Genomic DNA, 18,161 nt, shown 5'->3' with positions numbered 1-18,161 from the left:
AAAAAGCGTTTTTTCGCCTGACTGACGCTGCCAACAGCATTAAGCGCGTAGTATATTTTCATCAAATCAACACGATTTCCTCTTTTCAAAGAAATCGTTGAAACCTATGAGTGTCATGCTTATGAATACGTTGGAAAAAATCCAGACCCACCTTGACATTCTGAGCAAGTCAGAACGCAAAGTCGCCGAAGTGATCCTGGCATCCCCACACATTGCAATCCACTCCAGTATTGCCACTCTCGCCCGCATGGCGGACGTCAGTGAACCTACTGTAAACCGTTTTTGCCGTCGCCTCGACACAAAAGGGTTTCCAGATTTTAAATTACATCTGGCACAAAGTCTGGCAAACGGCACACCTTATGTGAACCGTAACGTGGATGAAAGCGACAGCGTCAGCGCTTACACCAGCAAAATTTTCGAATCCGCTATGGCCAGCCTCGATCAGGTGAAAAATACTCTCGATATCGCTGCCATCAACCGCGCAGTCGATTTACTCACCCAGGCGAAAAAGATTTCTTTCTTTGGGCTGGGCGCATCGGCCGCAGTGGCGCATGATGCCATGAACAAATTCTTCCGCTTTAACATTCCCGTGGTGTATTTCGATGACATCGTCATGCAGCGCATGAGTTGCATGAATTCCAGCGAAGGCGATGTGGTGGTGTTGATTTCCCACACCGGCCGCACCAAAAATCTGGTCGAGCTGGCGCAACTTGCCCGCGAAAACGACGCTACGGTCATTGCCATCACGTCCTTTAATACGCCACTGGCGCATGAGGCCACGCTGGCTCTGTTACTGGATGTTCCGGAAGATACCGACGTTTATATGCCGATGGTTTCTCGAATCGCTCAGTTGACGTTGATTGATGTGCTGGCTACCGGGTTTACGCTGCGTCGTGGTGCAAAATTCAGAGATAACCTGAAGCGGGTCAAAGAAGCGTTGAAAGAATCGCGCTTTGATAAGGGAATGGTTGTCCCTAACCTGCCGGAGTAAGCTCGTCATGCGAGTCGGCACATCAAATCATTCATAGAATATATGAACAAATCATCATTGATTTAATAGGGAGTCTGGCGGGAAATCTACGCGCAAAGTGCGCAGGGTAAATGTCAGACATGAGGTCAGCGGGTCACACAGGTGAAACCCTTTTGTATTACAATTACACCTAAACCCAATGTGGGCTCGCTGTTTTTTTGCATTACCATGTTTCATCAGTTAACGGAGTTAGGCATGTCCAGAAGGCTCAGAAGAACGAAGATTGTTACCACGCTCGGCCCTGCAACTGACCGCGACAATAATCTTGAGAAGATCATTGCTGCTGGTGCGAACGTTGTGCGTATGAATTTCTCCCACGGAACCGCTGAAGATCACATTCTTCGCGCTAACAAAGTGCGTGAAATAGCCGCGCGTCTCGGCCGCCACGTCGCGATTCTTGGCGATCTGCAAGGTCCGAAAATCCGTGTATCGACCTTCAAAGAAGGTAAAGTTTTCCTCAATATCGGTGACAAATTCCTGCTCGATGCCAACATGAGCAAGGGTGAAGGCGATAAAGAAAAAGTCGGCATCGACTATAAAGGTCTCCCAGCTGATGTGGTGCCGGGTGATATTCTGTTACTTGATGACGGCCGTGTGCAGCTAAAAGTACTCGAAGTTCAGGGCATGAAAGTGTTCACGGAAGTGACCGTGGGCGGCCCGCTGTCTAACAATAAAGGCATCAATAAGCTGGGCGGAGGTCTTTCTGCCGAAGCGCTGACTGAGAAAGATAAAGCAGACATTATTACTGCGGCCAAAATGGACGTAGATTATCTGGCAGTTTCATTCCCACGCACCGGCGAAGATCTTAACTACGCGCGCCGTCTGGCACGCGATGCAGGCTGTAATGCGCAAATCGTGTCTAAAGTCGAACGCGCTGAAGCGGTGGCGTCAGATGAAGCAATGGATGACATCATTCTGGCATCCGATGTCGTGATGGTGGCCCGCGGTGACCTGGGTGTTGAAATCGGCGACCCTGAGCTGGTGGGTATCCAGAAAAAACTGATCCGTCGTGCACGTCAGTTGAACCGCGCGGTGATCACTGCGACCCAGATGATGGAATCGATGATCACTAACCCGATGCCAACCCGTGCAGAAGTGATGGACGTAGCGAACGCCGTGCTCGATGGCACAGATGCGGTCATGCTGTCAGCGGAAACGGCTGCCGGTCAATATCCTGCTGAAACTGTGGCAGCCATGGCGCGCGTATGTCTGGGCGCAGAAAAAATCCCAAGCATTAACGTTTCCAAACACCGCCTGGACGTGGAATTCGATAACATCGAAGAAGCCATTGCAATGTCCGCCATGTACGCGGCAAACCACCTTAAAGGGGTCACGGCGATCATTTCCATGACCGAGTCCGGGCGTACCGCGCTGATGTTGTCACGTATCAGCTCCGGCCTGCCGATCTTTGCCATGTCGCGCCACGAACACACACTGAATCTGACCGCGATTTACCGCGGCGTTACCCCTGTCTTCTTCGACAGCGCAAATGACGGCGTAGCGGGCGCACAGGATGCCGTGAACTTACTGCGTGATAAAGGTTACCTTTTGTCAGGCGATCTGGTGATCATCACCCAGGGTGATGTCATGAGCACCGTCGGTACCACCAATACCAGCCGTATACTGCGTGTTGAATAATAGTTAAATGTAATAAGATATAAACATATGGCCGATCATCGTGATCGGCCTTTTTTATTTTCGTCCTGCCCCTGAATCTATTACTCCCTCCTGCTGGTCAGTCAACAGTCTTAATTTGATCATTATTTTGCCATTCTTTTGAAATAATCGGGTTCCCTGCATAAAACATTGCGTGATGAAAATTCATTACACCTACAAACATTGCGCTTAAATATAACTTTTTATCGCAAGACAACCCTTCTTTTAAGTCAGCAAACGTATAACAAATACAGATTCATCTCATAGGAATGTGTACTCCGTACTTATCCTTCAGAAATTTATGTGACATACATCACATTAAACAATCAAAAAGTTCTGTTATGGGCAAATGTTCAATGTCGTTATTGAATGATAATGATTTGCATTTATAATGATTCTCAATCGTTAAAACCTTGTATAAGTCCGCACTAAGGAATTCAAACAAGACATATCACTGTTTATTTTTTATAACATAAAATATTTAACCATACACTTTACAGGCATGGCCATCAGCCCTGCCTGCTGATGCTTACGTTCACTGCTAAATCCTGACTTTATCCGGGTGGCCGCCCCACGCCTGCTGAGGATGAAAAGGACTAACCAAAAGGATCCAGAATGAGCCAGATAAATAACTGGGAATTAATGCAATCCGGCACTCAAGACCTGACAATCACTCAGGCGAATATAAGCAAAAATAAAGGTTATATTTTTAACCAGAACAGCACTTCTGAATGGCAGACACTGATTGAGCAAGGCCTCGAATTAATTAAATCCCATATTAACCATACTGAGAAACCTTTTTCCGGCGTTTCTCCGGCTGAATTAGCCGAGCAATTTCGCCATATTGACCTGACCAAACCTTTAGACGGAACGCGGCTGGCGCTGGAAGAACTGGATGATTTATATCTTCAGCACGCGGTCTATTTCCACCATCCGAAATACCTCGCGCATCTCAACTGTCCGACCGTAGTACCTTCCCAACTGGCGGAACTGTTTATCAGCGCCATCAACTCCTCTGTGGATACCTGGGATCAGAGCGCAGGCGGCACACTCATCGAGCAAAAAGTTATTGACTGGACACTCGCCCGGATCGGTTTTGGCGCACAGTCAGATGGTATTTTCACCAGCGGCGGTACGCAGTCTAATCTGATGGCAATGCTGCTGGCACGAGACAGTCATTGCAAACGCACCCGCCCGCAACACAGCATCAAGTACCAGGGGCTGCCGCCGGAAGCCAACCGCTGGCGTATTTTCAGTTCACAGGTCAGCCATTTCAGTATTCAGAAATCCGCTGCCCTGCTCGGCCTGGGTTATGACGCCGTGGTGCCAGTCGCCTGCGACAGCGCTTTCCGTATGGATATTGCTGCGCTCCGTCAGGAAATTGAGCGCTGCCACACTGAAGGGTTGATTCCAATTGCGGTCGTGGCAACCGCCGGTACGACTGACTTTGGCAGCATTGACCCGCTGAATGAGATCGCTGAAATCTGCCGCCAGGAAAAAATCTGGATGCATGCTGATGCCGCATACGGCTGCGGTTTGCTGGTTTCACCTCAGCATCGCCAGCGCATTGAAGGGATCCATCTGGCCGATTCCGTTACCGTGGATTATCACAAATCCTTCTTCCAGCCGGTGAGCTGCAGCGCGTTTCTGGTTAACGATCACAGCCATCTGGAGCACGTCACGCACCACGCTGAATACCTGAATCCGCTGAGTGCGAAACTGGAAGGCACGCCAAATCTGGTGAACAAAAGTATCCAGACCACCAAACGTTTTGATGCCCTCAAAATGTGGCTGACGTTGCGCATTATGGGTCAACAAGCACTGGGGGAATCATTTGATGTGCTGCTGGCACGCGCAACAGAAACGCATCAGATGATGGAACAAAATCCGAATATCGAAGTGCTGCATAAACCGGAACTGAGCACGCTGGTATTCCGTTTTGTGCCGCGTATCTCCATGAGTCATGAACAGATTGACGAAATCAATGCCGGGATCCGCAAGGCCATTTTCCGCGACGGCAGCGCCGTTATCGCCGGTACCAAAGTGCATCAGCGTCAGTATCTGAAATTCACCTTACTGAACCCCACCACCACCAGGGAAGACGTTGCCGATGTGCTCTGCCTGATCACGCATTACGGCAAAGAACTGACTGCCAGCGCGCTGAGCGCCGCGAAAAACCGGTAAAAGGAGCCGCACCATGAATATCCATTCAAACGACCAAACGTATGATTTCATCGCCGTGGGCATCGGCCCGTTTAACCTCGGGCTGGCCTGTCTGACTGAACCGGTGAAAGAGCTGAACGGTCTGTTTTTAGACCAGAATGACAGCTTCGACTGGCACACCGGTATGATGCTGGAAAGCGCGCATTTACAGACGCCGTTCATGGCAGATCTGGTGACTCTCGCCGATCCGACCAGCCCTTACAGCTTCCTGAATTACCTGAAATTACAGGGGAAACTTTACTCGTTCTACATCCGTGAAGACTTCTTCATGATGCGTAAAGAGTTCAATCAGTATTGCCAGTGGGCATGCAGCCAACTGACCAGCCTGCAATTCTCCACGCGCGTGGAACTGGTCACCTGGGATGCCGTGCAGGAATGCTATCTGGTTGAAACGCGCTCAACCAAAAGCGGCGAAAAGCAGATTTACCGCACCAAAAGGCTGGTTCTCGGCACAGGACCGTCGCCGTGGATACCCGCCTGTGCGCGGGATGCCGGCAGGAACGTGCATCATTCTTCGGCCTATTTGCCGAACAAAGAGCAGGTACAGAATTCGAAATCCATTACCGTGGTCGGCAGCGGCCAGAGTGCCGCAGAAATTTACTATGACCTGCTCTCTGATATCGATAAGCACGATTACCACCTGACCTGGGTGACCCGCGCCCCGCGTTTCTACCCGCTGGAATACAGCAAACTGACGCTGGAAATGACCTCACCGGAATACATCGATTATTTCCACGCGCTGCCAATGAGCAAGCGCGATCAGCTCAATCGTGAACAAAAATGCCTGTATAAGGGCATTAATATCAGTCTGATCAACGACATTTATGATCTGATGTACGTCAAACGTCTCGACGGCCCGCTGAATGTCGATTTGTATACACATTCGGAACTGAAAGCACTGACCCGCAGCCGCAGCGGCGAACTGGAAATGACCCTGCTCCACCACGAACAACAACAGGAATACCGACACCGCACGGAATCCGTGATCCTCGCAACGGGTTACGGCTATCAGCCACCGCAGTTTGTTGAAGGCATTTACAACCGTATTCAGTGGGATGACGCGGGTCGTTACGCCGTTAACCGCAATTACAGTATTGACGCCCATAACCAGATTTTCGTACAAAACGCCGAGCTGCATACGCACGGCTTCGTCACTCCGGATCTGGGCATGGCGTGCTACCGCAACAGCACCATAATCCGCGAGATGCTCGGCACTGAAGTGTATCCGCTGGAGAAATCCATCGCCTTCCAGACCTTTGGGTCCCGCATCCCTGGCGCAAACTAACGGAGAATTTACCCATGTCTGATGCCATTTCAACCGCCGTATTCTCCTGCCAGCGCGACGCAGGAAAACTGTCTTTACGCCCGCTGGCGCTGGAGAAAGATGCCGCCGTTTTACATGACTGGATGACGCAGCCCTACGCACATTTCTGGGGAATGCAGAACAGTACCCTCGCAGAAGTCGACAGCTTCTATCGCAACCTGACTCACGGTAAACCGCTGGCGGCGTTGATGGGCGAAATAGACGGTCAGCCGCAATTTCTCATCGAATGCTATCCGGTTCAGGATGACCCGTTGCATGAACATTACGACGTCCGGCCCGGCGATATGGGCATGCATATTCTGCTGTCACCGGCCGAAAAACCGGTGTCAGGCTTCAGCTGGCAGGTGTTCTCGGCCGTGATGGAATACCTGTTCAGCCAGCCGGAAGTCCGCCGCGTAGTGGTCGAGCCGGATGTTCGTAACGAAAAGATTCACAAGCTGAATAAGCGCGCCGGTTTCCGCTATCAGAAACAAATTCAACTGACACACAAAACTGCATGGCTGGCATTTTGCCAGCGTGAAGATTTTTTTCAGGCAAGCCAGAAGGAAAAACACACCATGACTCCTGCAAATCTGCAAACCGGTGAGCACCTGCAACCGGAACTCTGGGCAAAAGCGAATGCCCTGCTGCTGCGTAAATGCCTGGCGGAACTGACACATGAACGTCTGCTCGCGCCGCAGGCGTTGAAAACGACCGGCACCTGGACTGACTATCAGCTGGCAGTACCGGCCTCGGAAATAGAATATCGTTTCCGTGCCCGCCAGTTGCCTCTGAATGACTGGATGATTGATCTCGACAGCATTCAGCGTCTGGATAATTTTATCCCGCAGCCGCTGGACGCGGTTAAATTTATCATTGAATTCGCCGAGCAAATTGGTATTTCCCAGGCCATGCTGCCGACCTATCTGGAAGAAATCAGCAGCACGCTTTACAGCAGTGCCTACAAACTGGCAAACAATCACACCACAGCGAAACAACTGTCGCAGGCCGATTTCCAGACCGTCGAAACCAGCATGACCGAAGGCCATCCGAGCTTTATCGCCAACAACGGCCGTATCGGTTTTGATGCCGGTGATTATGTCCGTTACGCGCCGGAAGCGGCCAATCCACTGCAACTGGTCTGGGTGGCGGTTCATCATGACAAAGCACATTTCGCCAGTGTCGAAGGTTTACCGTATGAAAAACTGATCGCGGAAGAACTGGGTGAAGCGCAGATTTGTGCTTTCACGCAAAAGCTGGTTGATAAAGGTGTCGACCCGAAAAATTACTACTTCATGCCGGTACATCCGTGGCAGTGGCAGAACAAATTACTGACCGTCTTCGCACCGGATATCGCCCGTCAGTTTCTGATTTATCTCGGTGAAGGTGATGATAACTATCTGGCACAACAGTCAATCCGCACTTTCTACAATGCCAGCCGTCCGAAAGGACGTTACGTTAAAACGGCGCTGTCGATCCTGAACATGGGCTTTATGCGCGGGCTTTCACCTTACTATATGGCGACCACTCCGGGCATTAATGAATGGCTGGCGGATCTGGTCGAAAACGATGCGTATCTGCAATCCACCGGTTTCAGCATTTTGCAGGAAGTGGCGTCACTCGGTTACCACAATCACTATTTCGAGCAAGCCATCAAAGGCGACAGCGCGTACAAGAAAATGTTTGCGGCGTTGTGGCGCGAAAACCCGGTCGCCTTGTTGCAGCCAAATCAGCGTCTGATGACCATGGCCGCCCTGCTGCACACCGATAAACACGGCGATGCGCTGATTGTCGAGATGATCAAATCATCCGGTCTGGCCACCGGGGACTGGCTTAAACGCTACATGCACGCCTATCTCAGCCCGCTGCTGCACTGCTTTTATCAGTACGACCTGGTGTTTATGCCGCATGGCGAAAACCTGATCCTGCGGTTCGAAAACAATATTCCGGTTAATGCTTTCATGAAGGATATCGCCGAGGAAATTGCGGTGATGAACCCCGACGCCAGCCTGCCGGAAAAAGCCAAACGTCTGGCGGTGGACGTACCGGAAAATCTTAAAATCCTGTCGATTTTCACTGACGTCTTTGCCGGGGTATTCCGCTTTATCGCCCGTATTCTGGAAGAACATGGCAATTACCCTGCAGGGCAGTTCTGGCAGGTGGTAGCCGAAGTGGTACGCGACTATCAGATTCAGTATCCGGAACTGTCGGAGAAATTTGCCCGTTATGACATGTTTGGCGCCGAGTTTACGCACTCATGCCTGAACCGTCTGCAACTGGCGAATAATCAGCAGATGATCAACCTGTCAGATCCGGCGCAGAACCTGAAATTCGCCGGCACGCTGGAAAACCCGATTGCGGCCTATGCTAACCGCTACTGAAAACCCGGTTTAATCTGATGAAGCTTTAATGCCATGAATAGTAGCGCGGCTTTCACAGGCCGCGCTTTTTCGATTTTAAGACCCGGAGAATTAAGGTTATGTCGTCCGTTTCCGAACCCGCTTCGCGGCTGAATTTCCGCCAGTGGCTGTTCCCGCTGTCACTGGTGCTATTCGAGTTCGCCACCTATATTGCCCACGATATGATCCAGCCGGGTATGCTGCAGGTGATCAGTGATTTCAGCGCAAGTGCCGACTGGGTTTCAACCTCGCTAACCGCTTATTTGTGCGGCGGTATTTTGCTGCAATGGTTGCTCGGGCCGCTTTCCGACCGCCTTGGCCGCAGGCCGGTGCTGCTGACAGGCGTGGCCTTTTTCACCGTCACCTGTCTGCTGACGGTTTTCACCCGAAACATTGAACAGTTCATTCTGATGCGTTTTTTACAGGGGATGAGCCTGTGCTTTATCGGCGCGGTAGGTTATGCCGCCATTCAGGAAGCGTTCAGTGAAACAATGAGCGTTAAACTGATGGCGCTGATGGCGAACATCACGTTGATCGCTCCCCTGCTCGGGCCGCTGGCTGGCGCGGCGTTTATTCATTACGCACCATGGAAAGCCATGTTTGCGTTGTTCTCACTGGTCTCTGCATTCTCATTCTGGGGTCTGTGGCGCAGTATGCCGGAAACCGCCAGCGGTCGCGGGGAGCGTTTTTCAATGCGCAGGCTACTGACCGATTACCGCGAAGTCTTCACCAACAAAGGCGTGGTGCTCGGTTCGCTGTCTATCGGGTTGATCACCCTGCCGTTGCTGGCGTGGGTGGCGCAGTCGCCGGTATTACTGATTCAGGATGGCGGAATGACGCCGCTACAGTACGGATGGTGGCAAGTGCCGGTATTTACCGGATTGATTATCGGTAACATCACGCTCAGCAAACTCAGTGGCAAAGTGAATATCCGCACGCCTGTCTGGCTCGGTCTCGCGCCGATAGTTCTCGGTCTGGCAGTCAGTGCTTATGCCGCGCTGTTTATGGTACATGCCTGGGGCTGGATGATTGGCGGGCTGAGCCTCTATGCGCTGGGCTCGGGACTGGTAAATGCCGGGCTTTACCGCCTGACGCTGTTTTCCAGCCCGACCGGTAAAGGCACGGTCGCCGCTGCACTTGGGCTGCTCACCATTGTGGTTTTTGCGGCGGGTATAGAAGTGGCAAAGCAGTTGTATTTCGCACTGGGCAACGGCATTTTTATGCTGGCAGGCATGATTTCCGGTGTCACCGGCACATTGCTGATTGCAGTGTTTCTCAAACGTATACCTGAAAAAGCATAAAAAAAAGCTGAGGTGTGAGCCTCAGCTTTTTCAAATCTTTTTACCGTTACTTTTTGGGATAAAGCTCTTTGCGTGAATAGGGCTCAGGCTCACCCGGTTTGCGGGTTTTAAGCAACTTGAGGATCCAGGTGTACTGTTCCGGATTCGGCCCGACCAGCACTTCCACTTCCTCATTCATCCGGCGCGCAATGCGGTTATCATCGGCAGTTGCCAGATCATCCATTGGCGGGCGCACATAAATATCGAGACGTTGTTCGTGGCCGTTATACACCGGAAACAACGGTATGATCGACGCACGGCACACTTTCATCAGGCGTCCTACCGCAGGCAATGTCGCCTTGTAGGTCGCGAAGAAATCGACGAACTCGCTGTGCTCAGCACCGTGATCCTGATCCGGCAGATAGTAGCCCCAGTATCCCTGACGCACCGAACTGATAAACGGCTTGATGCCATCATTACGCGCATGCATCCGGCCACCAAAACGACGGCGAACGGTATTCCACAGATAATCGGTCAGCGGGTTTTTCTGATTATGGAACATGGCGGCCATCGGATGTCCGTCAGCGGCCATCAGCATCGCCGGAATATCCACAGCCCATCCATGTGGCACCAGAAAAATCACATTTTTACCTTCGGCATGCATCTGATCGACAATTTCCTTGCCGTGCCAGTGAACGCGCTGCATGACTTTTTTGGGGTCACGGATCGCCAGCTCAGCCATCATCACCATGGATTGTGGCGCGGTGGCAAACATTTCATCGATGATATGTTCACGCTCCGCTTCAGAGGTTTCCGGCAGGCAGTACAGCAGATTAATTTGCGCACGACGACGTGCGCCTTTCGCAAACTTTCCGGCCAGACGGCCAAGACTGCCTAATATAGGGTCACGAACCTTTGCGGGCAGATACGCCATTGCGGCCATCGCTCCGACGCCCAGCCAGACGCCCCAGTAACGCGGAAAATAGAAGGCTTTCTGAAACTGCGGAATAAATTCTACGGTAGATCGTTTTTCTTTTTCTGGCTGCATGCTCAGGCTCTTATGACAAATTCTGCCTTAATGATAAGTGCAGTGATTTATTTTGCAATAAATCACTGCCTCACAACATTAAGCGCAAAAGGGGATCCTGAACGGTCAGTCCAGCTTCAGTTGAGGAACAACCTGACGAACGGTGGCCAGGTAAGTACTGCGATCTTTACCTGTCAGCCCTTCGGTGCGCGGCAGTTTAGCCGTCAGCGGATTCACAGCCAGCTGGTTAATCCACATTTCAAAGTGCAGATGCGGGCCGGTTGAGCGACCAGTATTGCCGGAAAGCGCGATGCGATCCCCCCGTTTCACTTTCTGACCGGGTTTCACCAACAGTTTACGCAGATGCATATAACGGGTCATGTACTGACGACCATGACGAATGGCCACATAGTTACCCGCAGCGCCGCCGTTCTTGGCAACAACCACTTCGCCATCACCCACCGCCAGAACAGGCGTACCGACAGGAACGGCGAAATCGACGCCACGGTGCGGCGCAATACGCCCGGTCACCGGGTTCAGACGACGCGGATTGAAGTTAGACGAAACGCGGTACTGTTTGCCCGTCGGGAAGCGCAGGAAACCTTTCGCCAGCCCGCTGCCGGTACGGTCATAGAACTTACCGTCTTCGGCGCGCACGGCGTAGTAGTCTTTACCGCCAGTGCGCATACGCACTGCCTGCAATTCACTTTGCTCGTTCTTACCGTCCAGCACCTCGTTGGACATCAGTACCGCAAAGTCGTCGCCTTTCTTCAATTTACGGAAATCGAGTTGCCATTGCAGCGCCTTAATGACAGCACTGACTTCAGCGCTGCTCAGCCCTGCCGCTTTGGCACTGGTGACAAAACTGCCGTTCAGCGTCCCTTTCAATACGGAGTCTTTCCATTCCCCTTTCAGGGTTTCCAGAGACGATTTGAAGGTATTGCCGGAACGGTCAAAGGTATAGGTTTCGCGACGTGATTTTTCCCACGTCAGACGCTGTAAATCCCCGGCATCGTTAAGTGTCCAGGAAATCTGCTGGCCGATTTTCAGGTTACGTAAATCACGGTTGGCGTCAGAAAGCGCAGCAATTTCCGACATATCAATGCCGTACTGATTCAGAATGCTGCTGAGGGTATCGCCGGTAGAAACCACATACTCATGCACGCCCGCTTCATTGACAGTTTTATCGTCAAGATCATCTTGCGGAATGTCATCATCAGCGGGGGGAGACTGGTCGATAGGTTCGCTGGCTTCGGGAAGCAGTGAACGCAGTTGCTGATTATCAAGTGTGATATTTTTAACCAGCGGTCGGGTATCAGAAAGGTCATTGTCCGGGTGGTAAGCTAACGGTTTCCATACGGCCACAGCCAGTGTGACGACGGTAAGAGACCCCAGCATAATGCGATGGGGCCGTGGAAGGTTGCTATACGCCAGAGCGATAGATCGGGCTATCAGCTGCACTTAAATTCTGTCCTTTTAGCTTACTTCAGGCAGCTCAGGTACTGGTTCGTCAGCTGTGACAAAAAGTTCACATAGCTGTCCGCACCCAGTGCAATGCTGCTCCCCAGAGGATCCAATGTGCCCATACGCACTTTTGTTCCCTGGGCAACAGCCGTTATGACGGCCGGCCTGAATTGTGGCTCAGCAAAAACGCAGGTCGCTTTTTGCTCAACCAACTGTGTTCGAATGAGATGTAATCGCTGTGCACCGGGTTGAATTTCGGGATTGATCGTAAAGTGACCAAGTGGCGAAAGGCCGAAGTGTTTTTCAAAGTAGCCATAGGCATCGTGAAAAACAAAATATCCCTTACCCTGAACAGGTTGCAGAATACTACCAAGGTTTTTGTCAGCTTTTGTCAAGGTGTCTTCAAAATGAGATAAATTTGCATCTAATTGTTGCTTTTTTTGCGGAACCAGCGCTACGAGCTTGTTATGGATCACAATAGCAGCCTCGCGGGCAATTTCCGGCGACAGCCAGACATGCATATTGTATTCGCCATGATGATGATCAGCGTCATCGTGATCATGGTCATGATCAGCCTCATGTTCGTCATCATCACTGCCCTTAATCAGCAGCGGTTTCACTGCCGGTAACGTCGCGATGGCCACCTGACGGTTCGGCGACAACTGCGCCGCAGATTTGGTCATGAAAGCTTCCATTTCCGGCCCCACCCACACCACCAGATCGGCGCTACGCATGCGTGCAATATCCGAAGGGCGTAAGGCGAAATCATGTGGAGATGTGCCGTCCGGCAGCAACACTTCCGTCGGCATAACACCATCGGCAATGGCTGATGCGATAAAACCCAGCGGGCGTACGGAAGCCAGAACCACGGCCTGCGTGCTGAAAACCGCGCCTGAACTCAATATTGCGGCTGCCAGAAACATCCGTTTAACGCTTTTTTTCTGTATCATGCTGAGTGAACTCATCTTCAGGTTGGGGGAAAACTGGTTATTTTTAGCGAAACGCAATATTATAACATCCGATTTGTTCTGCAAGACCCTATGACATGCCCACATTAGCTACGCTCCAAAATATTTCAGTGACTTTCGGTTCGCGACGCGTGTTGTCCAACATCTCGCTAAGCCTGCAACCGGGGAAAATTCTGACCCTTCTCGGCCCGAATGGCGCAGGGAAATCCACATTAGTGCGCGTTGTGCTTGGCCTGATTGCGCCGACAGAAGGCACGATGACTTGCGAACCCGGTTTACGTATCGGCTATGTTCCGCAAAAAATTCATCTTGATCCCACCATGCCGCTGACCGTCAGCCGCTTTATGCGACTGAAACCCGGTGTGAAGAAAAGCGATATTCTGCCCGCGCTCAAACGCGTACAGGCTGCGCACCTGCTGGATCAACCGATGCAAAAACTCTCCGGCGGCGAAAATCAGCGTGTTTTACTGGCGCGTGCGTTAATGAACAGCCCGCAGTTACTGGTGCTCGATGAACCGACGCAAGGTGTTGACGTCAACGGACAACTGGCGCTGTACAACCTGATCGACAGCCTGCGCTGCGAATTGGGGTGCGCGGTGCTGATGGTGTCGCATGACTTGCATCTGGTGATGGCGAAAACGGACGAAGTGCTGTGCCTGAACCAGCACATCTGCTGTTCCGGCTCGCCGGAAGTAGTGTCCACGCATCCGGAATTTATTGCGATGTTCGGTAACCGTGGCGCCGAGCAACTGGCGATTTACCGTCACAACCACAACCATCGTCATGATTTAAAGGGAAAGATAATTTTGCGCAACACCGGAGGTCGTGACGCATGATCGCGCTGTTATTACCCGGCTGGCTGGCGGGTGTATTGCTGGCGATTGCCGCTGGCCCGCTGGGCTCGTTTGTCGTCTGGCGCCGCATGTCCTATTTTGGCGATACGCTGGCCCATGCCTCTCTGCTCGGCGTAGCGTTTGGCTTACTGCTTAATGTTAATCCTTTCTATACCGTTATCGCCGTCACGTTATTGCTGGCCGTGTTACTGGTGGTGCTCGAGCGGAAACCGCATCTGGCCGTCGATACCCTGCTCGGAATTATGGCGCACAGCGCCCTGTCACTCGGTCTGGTGGTGGTCAGCCTGATGTCCGGCGTACGTGTGGATCTGATGGCGTATTTGTTTGGTGATTTGCTGTCAGTGACCTACAGCGACATCTGGATGATTGGTGCTGGCGTAACGGTGGTGATTGCGGTGCTGTGCTGGCAATGGCGGGCATTGCTTTCCATGACCATCAGCCCGGAACTTGCTCATGTTGATGGCGTAAAACTGCAACGCACACGTATCGTCCTGATGCTGGTAACAGCGCTGACGATCGGTCTGGCGATGAAGTTCGTCGGCGCGCTGATCATCACCTCGTTGCTGATTATCCCCGCCGCGACAGCGCGACGCTTCGCTAAAACGCCTGAGCAAATGGCCTGCGTCGCGGTAGCGGTTGGCATCATTGCGGTGACCGGCGGCCTGACGTTCTCTGCATTCTATGATACGCCTGCTGGCCCTTCTGTCGTGCTGTGCGCTGCGGTGTTGTTTATGCTCAGCCTCAGTAAAAAACAGATTGCCTGACCGCAACGCCAGAAACAGAAACGGACGCCCTGAGCGTCCGTTTTTTATGCCTTTTCTTCCTGGCTTTTCTCCCGTGCCTCCCGCTCTTCCTGCGCTGCTTCCTGCCTTGCCTGCCGCCAGTGCAGCACCGGTGATACGGTTATGCCGTGGATCACCACGCTGGTGACAATCACCGTGAACGCGATGTTGGTCATATAGTTGGCGTCCGCGCCATGCAATCCGTGCGTCCAGGCGTAAGCGATATAGTTCATACTGCCGATACCGCGAATACCAAACCAGCCAATCATCAGCCGCCTGCCCTTGGGCACGTGTACGCCTATTGTCGTGATATAAACAGCCAGAGGACGGATGACGATAAACAGCAGCGCAGCGATCAACAGCCCCATCGGCTCCCAGTGTTCCGCCAGCGTTATCCCGAGCACCATGACAATCCCGGCGGCAAAAATCCGCTCAATGGTATCGCCAAATGACAGTGCATCACCCACCATCAGTCCGATCGAATTGCGCGGCATTTCAGCTTGCATCGAATGACGCTGGTGTGGATTGACCATGCCTTCAGCGGGTGGCGGGCGCGACCCGTCCGTCAGATCCTCCGGCGGATGCAAAGAGACCACGCGCACTTCCGCGCTGCGCAACCCGACACCGGCGGCAAAGGCTGCAAGGAAACCGGAAGCATCAAGAGATTGTGCGGCCGCGTAACTGAGCGCAATCAGTGACAACGCCAGAAAATCACTCGGTGCGACCGTACGCTGACGGCTGTGAAAACGCGTCGCACTTAGCCCGACCAGTTTCCCCATCGCGAAGCCAATTGCCAGCCCGCCGAGCAATGCCCAGATCACATCGCGCCATGCCCAGTGCCACAATTCTTGTGAAGATAATCCTTCATGCGCGGTAAACAACATCAGCGCCAGCATCAGGATGGGCAGCGCGGAACCATCATTCATCCCCGCCTCGCTGGAAAGTGCAACCCTGAGTCCGTCATCATCATTGGCATCATTCACTGCAATCATGCTGGCCAGCACCGGATCCGTCGGCGCAATGATGGCACCCAACGCAAGAGCCAGTGGCCATGAAATACCTGTAATGTAATGGGCAATAGCCGCGACGCACAGGACGGTCAGTAACATGGCAGGAAAAGCCAGTAACACACCGACGCGCCAGCTTTGTGCGCGAAAGGGCAACCGGAGTTTCAGTCCGGTAATAAATAATGACGCCGCCATGGCGATTTCAGTGAAATGTGCGGTGAGGGTGGAATACGCCACCAGATCGATATGCAGTAAATCCAAAACCCAGGGACCGCAGACGATCCCTGCGGCCAGATATAAACCAAACGTCGTCACCGGACCGCGGGAAATCCACCCCGATGCGAGTGACATAATCAATAGCAGTCCTCCGACCGCCGCTGTCCAACCTAAAAATCCCATGTCTATCCCATACTAAATATCAATCTATTAAGCATAGTACATGTATGCAGATGAATGATTTTTCAGATAAATAACATCAGGCACAAATGGCGCGGTGTATTCTTAGCCGGTAGGCTAAAATTGATTTTTATCCGGGAAAAGACGAGTCATAAAATGATTAAATACAGTGTGCTGTATCCAAATATCGAAAACGGAACCTTTGATCATGATTATTATCGTGATGTGCATTTACCGCTGATCAAACGCCGCATGGGCGAGTTTTGCCATTCTTACGCTATTGATAAAATGCCTGAGGGCGCTCCGGCTGAGTCGCCATTCATCGCCGCCTGCCATATCTATTGCAACTCAATGGAAGATTTTGAAAAAGGCATGAAAGACAATGCGGCAGATTTTGTCGCTGACGTGGCAAACTTCACCAATATCGAACCCGTGAAGATGATTTTCGACGTCGTTGTCTGAGCCATTCACCCTGCCCTGAAGGTAAAAAAGGCGATTAACCCGTCAGGTTAGCCGCCTTTTTTATTGTCGTGTGGACGCTGTATAAAACCCTGCCAGCGCCATTATTTCATCAGTAACTTTTTGATTGGCGCACTCGGCTCGCGCCTGATGGTATGCAAAAACTCCTGCGCCTTATCATTGACCGCATAATCGGCGGTGACGCCAAAATCCTGCACCATTGCCCACTTTTCAAACAGTGCTTCATCACTCTTACGCATAAACCACAGCATTCTGATTGCCGTTACCGCCACTTGTGGGATCTGCGTCACAGTGCCGTTGATCCACTTATTTAGCGTGCTGCGAGGCAGTCCCAACAGGATACACAACGCGGGCTGGTCGATATCCAGCCTCCGGACATAGTCCAGGAACTCATTTGCGTTATCTGCCATAAACTTATCTCCAATTTATATAACCCTGCTCATTGTACAGGAATCTCATAGAGATTCCATCCCGTCGCTATTCGCTACGAAAATTACTGGTTTTCAGTGTCACTGACACAAAAATTAGTGTCTGCTAGCTACAAACAAACAAGCTAAGTGAAACAAATTCATGTAGCGCTATAACTTTACGTTTCTTGACATAAGTCAAACGTTCGTTGAATGCGTGAAGCAAGTCACATTCACCGCATGTATGATTTTCGTAAAGAGACGGAAAGAGCGTTCTGATAATGCTTCTTATTTGTCGCTAACAGATACTTATTTCAATATCGGAAAAAACAAATGACTGCACAAGTTTCAGAACGAATTCAACATAGCGCCGCTGCAAATCGCAAAGTTAATCGCGAGAATAAGATCCTCACGAAGCCATTTGGAGTCTCTGCTGCTACGTTTTGCAGGATGCTTGCAGGGTCGTTACTGATGGTTAGTTCTGTAACTTTCATACAATCAGCCAGTGCGGCCTTCACATCGCAAGAAACGGATGCAGTTAATCAGTATCTTTCCGCACATCAGAGTTACCCAAATTACATAAAACAGGGAATTGAAAGCGCCACCAGTTTCCAGCAGGTACACGACTACCTGTTGAACAATACTTACTACAACGGAACCTCGACAGTTCCGGTAGACCAAATTTCGATGGCTGAGCCAATAAAAACAGAAACCGTGCCGTTAATTACTTTAACCCCCGCAGAACCCGCTAAAGATGGCGTTGTTATAAATGACCCTACCGGGAACCCTGTGCTGATCACTCCGGTCAAAAATGACCCTACCGGGAATCCTGTACTGATCACTCCGCCTAAAAATGACCCTACCGGGAATCCTGTACTGATCACT

14 protein-coding genes and 1 pseudogene are annotated in these 18,161 nt (G+C 51.5%); 10 read left to right on the top strand and 5 right to left on the bottom strand.

What is annotated here, in order from left to right; all coding sequences use genetic code 11:
• Nucleotides 1-121 precede the first annotated feature (121 nt).
• From DXU84_RS21135 to DXU84_RS21110, 6 genes are all read left to right on the top strand, one after another.
• On the top strand, nucleotides 122-991 hold the full coding sequence (locus tag DXU84_RS21135) for a MurR/RpiR family transcriptional regulator (RefSeq protein WP_013575314.1): 870 nt from the start codon (nucleotides 122-124) through the stop codon (nucleotides 989-991).
• Nucleotides 992-1,225: 234 nt separating this feature from the next.
• Nucleotides 1,226-2,668 (top strand): pyruvate kinase, encoded by a 1,443-nt coding sequence (gene pyk / locus DXU84_RS21130; RefSeq protein ID WP_013575313.1) that lies wholly within the window; start codon nucleotides 1,226-1,228, stop codon nucleotides 2,666-2,668.
• Between the two features lie 633 nt (nucleotides 2,669-3,301).
• Nucleotides 3,302-4,870, top strand: a complete 1,569-nt coding sequence (locus tag DXU84_RS21125; RefSeq protein ID WP_153376616.1) for an aspartate aminotransferase family protein — start codon at nucleotides 3,302-3,304, stop codon at nucleotides 4,868-4,870.
• A gap of 13 nt (nucleotides 4,871-4,883) precedes the next feature.
• Nucleotides 4,884-6,194: a lysine N(6)-hydroxylase/L-ornithine N(5)-oxygenase family protein gene (locus DXU84_RS21120; RefSeq protein ID WP_153376615.1), complete on the top strand. Its 1,311-nt coding sequence runs from the start codon at nucleotides 4,884-4,886 to the stop codon at nucleotides 6,192-6,194.
• 14 nt (nucleotides 6,195-6,208) lie between these two features.
• Entirely contained in the window at nucleotides 6,209-8,593 is a 2,385-nt protein-coding gene (locus tag DXU84_RS21115) for a GNAT family N-acetyltransferase (RefSeq protein WP_153376614.1), read from the top strand.
• 98 nt (nucleotides 8,594-8,691) lie between these two features.
• Complete coding sequence (locus DXU84_RS21110; RefSeq protein WP_013575309.1) at nucleotides 8,692-9,912, top strand: MFS transporter; 1,221 nt, start codon at nucleotides 8,692-8,694, stop codon at nucleotides 9,910-9,912.
• 46 nt (nucleotides 9,913-9,958) lie between these two features.
• Here DXU84_RS21110 and lpxM read toward each other — a convergent pair whose 3' ends face one another.
• From lpxM to znuA, 3 genes are all read right to left on the bottom strand, one after another.
• Nucleotides 9,959-10,939 carry a lauroyl-Kdo(2)-lipid IV(A) myristoyltransferase gene (gene lpxM, locus DXU84_RS21105; RefSeq protein ID WP_013575308.1) on the bottom strand — a complete coding sequence of 327 codons (981 nt, stop codon included), beginning with the start codon at nucleotides 10,937-10,939 and terminating at the stop codon, nucleotides 9,959-9,961.
• Nucleotides 10,940-11,044: 105 nt separating this feature from the next.
• The gene (mepM, locus tag DXU84_RS21100; protein ID WP_013575307.1) at nucleotides 11,045-12,379 is read right to left on the bottom strand and encodes a murein DD-endopeptidase MepM; all 1,335 of its coding nucleotides are present in this window, start codon (nucleotides 12,377-12,379) and stop codon (nucleotides 11,045-11,047) included.
• Nucleotides 12,380-12,399: 20 nt separating this feature from the next.
• A complete protein-coding gene (gene znuA / locus DXU84_RS21095; protein WP_015689879.1) occupies nucleotides 12,400-13,332 on the bottom strand; it encodes a zinc ABC transporter substrate-binding protein ZnuA in 933 nt (310 codons plus the stop codon).
• 95 nt (nucleotides 13,333-13,427) lie between these two features.
• On the opposite strand from znuA, the gene znuC reads away from it, so the two are divergent.
• Nucleotides 13,428-14,186 carry a zinc ABC transporter ATP-binding protein ZnuC gene (znuC, locus tag DXU84_RS21090; protein ID WP_013575305.1) on the top strand — a complete coding sequence of 253 codons (759 nt, stop codon included), beginning with the start codon at nucleotides 13,428-13,430 and terminating at the stop codon, nucleotides 14,184-14,186.
• Nucleotides 14,183-14,968: a zinc ABC transporter permease subunit ZnuB gene (gene znuB / locus DXU84_RS21085; protein WP_013575304.1), complete on the top strand. Its 786-nt coding sequence runs from the start codon at nucleotides 14,183-14,185 to the stop codon at nucleotides 14,966-14,968. The genes znuC and znuB overlap by 4 nt, the downstream gene beginning before the upstream one ends.
• 44 nt (nucleotides 14,969-15,012) lie before the next feature.
• On the opposite strand, the gene DXU84_RS21080 is transcribed toward znuB, so the two are convergent.
• The gene (locus DXU84_RS21080) at nucleotides 15,013-16,392 is read right to left on the bottom strand and encodes a sodium:proton antiporter (RefSeq protein WP_013575303.1); all 1,380 of its coding nucleotides are present in this window, start codon (nucleotides 16,390-16,392) and stop codon (nucleotides 15,013-15,015) included.
• A 153-nt stretch (nucleotides 16,393-16,545) separates the two neighbouring features.
• Here DXU84_RS21080 and DXU84_RS21075 point away from each other — a divergent pair, with 153 nt between their 5' ends.
• Nucleotides 16,546-16,851 carry an EthD family reductase gene (locus DXU84_RS21075; protein WP_013575302.1) on the top strand — a complete coding sequence of 102 codons (306 nt, stop codon included), beginning with the start codon at nucleotides 16,546-16,548 and terminating at the stop codon, nucleotides 16,849-16,851.
• 101 nt (nucleotides 16,852-16,952) lie between these two features.
• Here the strand turns inward: DXU84_RS21075 and DXU84_RS21070 are convergent, their stop codons facing one another.
• Nucleotides 16,953-17,279, bottom strand: coding sequence for a hypothetical protein (locus DXU84_RS21070; protein WP_013575301.1), 327 nt, complete (start codon nucleotides 17,277-17,279; stop codon nucleotides 16,953-16,955).
• A gap of 330 nt (nucleotides 17,280-17,609) precedes the next feature.
• Here DXU84_RS21070 and DXU84_RS21065 point away from each other — a divergent pair.
• A pseudogene (locus tag DXU84_RS21065) lies at nucleotides 17,610-18,161 on the top strand (adhesin); the annotation flags it as partial.

This window comes from Rahnella sp. RcJ3 (assembly GCF_009498575.1).
GTDB classification, from domain to species: domain Bacteria; phylum Pseudomonadota; class Gammaproteobacteria; order Enterobacterales; family Enterobacteriaceae; genus Rahnella; species Rahnella aceris.
This window is presented reverse-complemented; position numbering and strand designations above follow the sequence as displayed.